This window comes from Marinobacter sp. SS5-14b (assembly GCF_030541005.1).
In the GTDB taxonomy this organism is placed as follows: Bacteria; Pseudomonadota; Gammaproteobacteria; order Pseudomonadales; family Oleiphilaceae; genus Marinobacter.
The window spans coordinates 1-2,448 of sequence record NZ_JASSVM010000030.1 but is presented as its reverse complement, the minus strand read 5'-3'; the positions used below and the strand labels follow the sequence as shown (position 1 = coordinate 2,448).

3 protein-coding genes are annotated in these 2,448 nt (G+C 60.4%); all 3 read left to right on the top strand.

Annotated elements, in window-relative coordinates; all coding sequences use genetic code 11:
* Window positions 1–82: 82 nt before the first annotated feature.
* A complete protein-coding gene (locus tag QPL95_RS18435; protein ID WP_303292366.1) occupies window positions 83–460 on the top strand; it encodes a transposase in 378 nt (125 codons plus the stop codon).
* Window positions 457–792 carry an IS66 family insertion sequence element accessory protein TnpB gene (gene tnpB / locus QPL95_RS18430; protein WP_303292365.1) on the top strand — a complete coding sequence of 112 codons (336 nt, stop codon included), beginning with the start codon at window positions 457–459 and terminating at the stop codon, window positions 790–792. Before QPL95_RS18435 ends, tnpB begins: the two co-directional genes overlap by 4 nt.
* A gap of 75 nt (window positions 793–867) precedes the next feature.
* Window positions 868–2,433 carry an IS66 family transposase gene (locus QPL95_RS18425; protein ID WP_303292364.1) on the top strand — a complete coding sequence of 522 codons (1,566 nt, stop codon included), beginning with the start codon at window positions 868–870 and terminating at the stop codon, window positions 2,431–2,433.
* Window positions 2,434–2,448 lie beyond the last annotated feature (15 nt).

Below are 2,448 nucleotides of genomic sequence, written 5' to 3'. Positions count from 1 at the left end.
GTAAGCGTCCGGTAATCCCATCTTGAGCCAGGCGCTGCCGCCGTCAGGATAGTGTCCACTTATTTTCTAGTGGACACTTAACATGAACGACTTAAGCGTAACCAAGCCCTACCAACGCCGCCGCCGGTTCTCCCGCGAATTCAAAGGTGAGATTGTCGCTAAATGCCTGGAACCCGGTGCCTCCGTTTCCCGAATTTCCCTGGATAACGGTCTCAACGCCAACATGGTGCGGCGCTGGATCAGTGAGGCGCGACGAGCGCCGAAAACACGGACGACAACACCGGGATTCGTACCGGTTAATCTGCCAGCGGCAACCTCTGCACCGGGCAACCGATCGGTCTCGGACAAGCGTAGCACCATCCGCATCGAGATTCCCCGCGCCGGTGGTGCGGTTGTGGTGGAGTGGCCTGCGGAGCAGGCCCATCAGTGTGCTGCTCTGTTGCGGGACCTGCTGGGATGATCCGCATCGACGAGATCTGGCTGGCTACTGAGCCGCTGGATATGCGGGCGGGGCCCGACAAGGCCCTGGCGCGGGTTATTCAGGTGTTCGGTTCAGCCAGGCCGCATTGCGCCTATCTGTTCGCCAACAAACGGGGGAATCGGGTGAAGGTGCTGATCCACGATGGTCTGGGTATCTGGCTGTGTGCCCGCCGGCTGAACCGGGGCAAATTCCACTGGGGCGAAACCTGGCGCGGTGAGCAACTGCGCCTGACCGAAGAGCAGTTGTCCGCCCTGGTTCAGGGCCTGCCCTGGCAACGTCTTGGGGTCGACGGCGTCATCTCCATCCTGTAACCACAAGTGCCGTACTGCCGCTATAGCCAGAACTGCGAATCGCTTGCGGCACAGGGACTTGGCATACTAGGCGGTATGACTCAGCGCCCCGATATCAACCAACTCTCTGCCGATCAGCTCCGAGCCCTGGCGACGGAACTGATGGACTCTCTGGACGCCAAGGATCAAGTCTTGGGCCGGAAGGAGCGAGAGTTGGTGCGCAGCAATGCGATCATCGAGAAGCTGACCCACGAAGTCGCCATCCTCAAACGTCACAAGTTCGCCCGCCGCAGTGAGCAACTCGATGCTGTTCAGGGAAAACTGCTGGACGAACTGATCGACAGTGACCTGGCGGCGATCGAAGCCGAACTTGAACAGGCGATGACAGAGGAGCAGAAAGCGGCCCGGCCAAAGCAGAAGCCCAAGCGCACCCCGCTGCCACCAGAACTGCCTCGCACCCTGATCCACCACGAACCGGACAACACTCACTGCCAGTGCGGCTGCCAGCTCAAGCGCATTGGTGAAGACGTCAGCGAGAAGCTGGATTACGTACCAGGCGAGTTCACCGTGGAGCGGCACATCCGGGGCAAGTGGGCCTGCGAAAAGTGCGAGACCCTGGTCCAGGCACCGGTACCACCACAGGTCATCGACAAGGGCATCCCCACCGCCGGCCTGCTGGCTCAGGTCCTGGTGGCCAAGTACGCGGACCATCTGCCACTGTACCGTCAGGAACGCATCTTCGGTCGCGCCGGCCTCGAAATACCCCGTTCCACACTCGCCGAATGGGTCGGTGCCTGCGGTGTGCAGTTGCAGCCCCTGGCAGATGCGTTGAGAAACGCCTTGCTGGAACACAACGTTCTGCACGCCGATGAAACGCCGGTCAGCATGTTGGCTCCGGGTAAGAAGAAAACCCATAAGGCCTACGTCTGGGCCTACTGCACCACACCGTTCTCGGACCTGAAGGCCACTGTTTACGACTTCGCACCAACGAGAGCAGGCGAACATGCCCGCACCTTCCTGGGCGACTGGCAAGGCAAGCTGGTCTGTGATGATTATGCCGGCTACAAGGCCGGGTTCGGCAACGGCATCACCGAAATCGGATGCATGGCCCACGCCCGGCGCAAGTTCTATGACCTGCACGAAGCCAACAAGAGCGAGCTGGCTGCGAAAGCACTGGAATACATCGGCGGGCTCTACGAGATCGAACGGGACACCAAAGACCTGCCACCGGATAAGCGCCGGGAAATCCGACAAACCAAAGCGAAACCACTGGCTGATGCACTGCACCAGTGGATGCTGGCGCATCGCCAGAAAGTGCCGGATGGCTCCGGTACCGCCAAAGCTCTGGATTACAGCCTCAAACGGTGGACAGCGCTGACGCGCTACCTGGACGATGGTGCTGTGCCCATCGACAACAACTGGGTGGAAAACCAGATCCGGCCCTGGGCGTTGGGCCGTTCCAACTGGCTGTTCGCGGGATCACTACGCAGTGGTCAACGTGCGGCTGCGGTGATGACCCTGATCCAGTCGGCGAAGCTGAATGGATATGATCCGTATGCCTATCTGAAGGATGTGCTGACGCGCCTGCCGACGCAGAAAAACAACGCCATCGACGAGCTATTGCCCCACAACTGGAAGCCGGCTACGCCTGACAAGGTGTGATGGCCGGACGCTTAC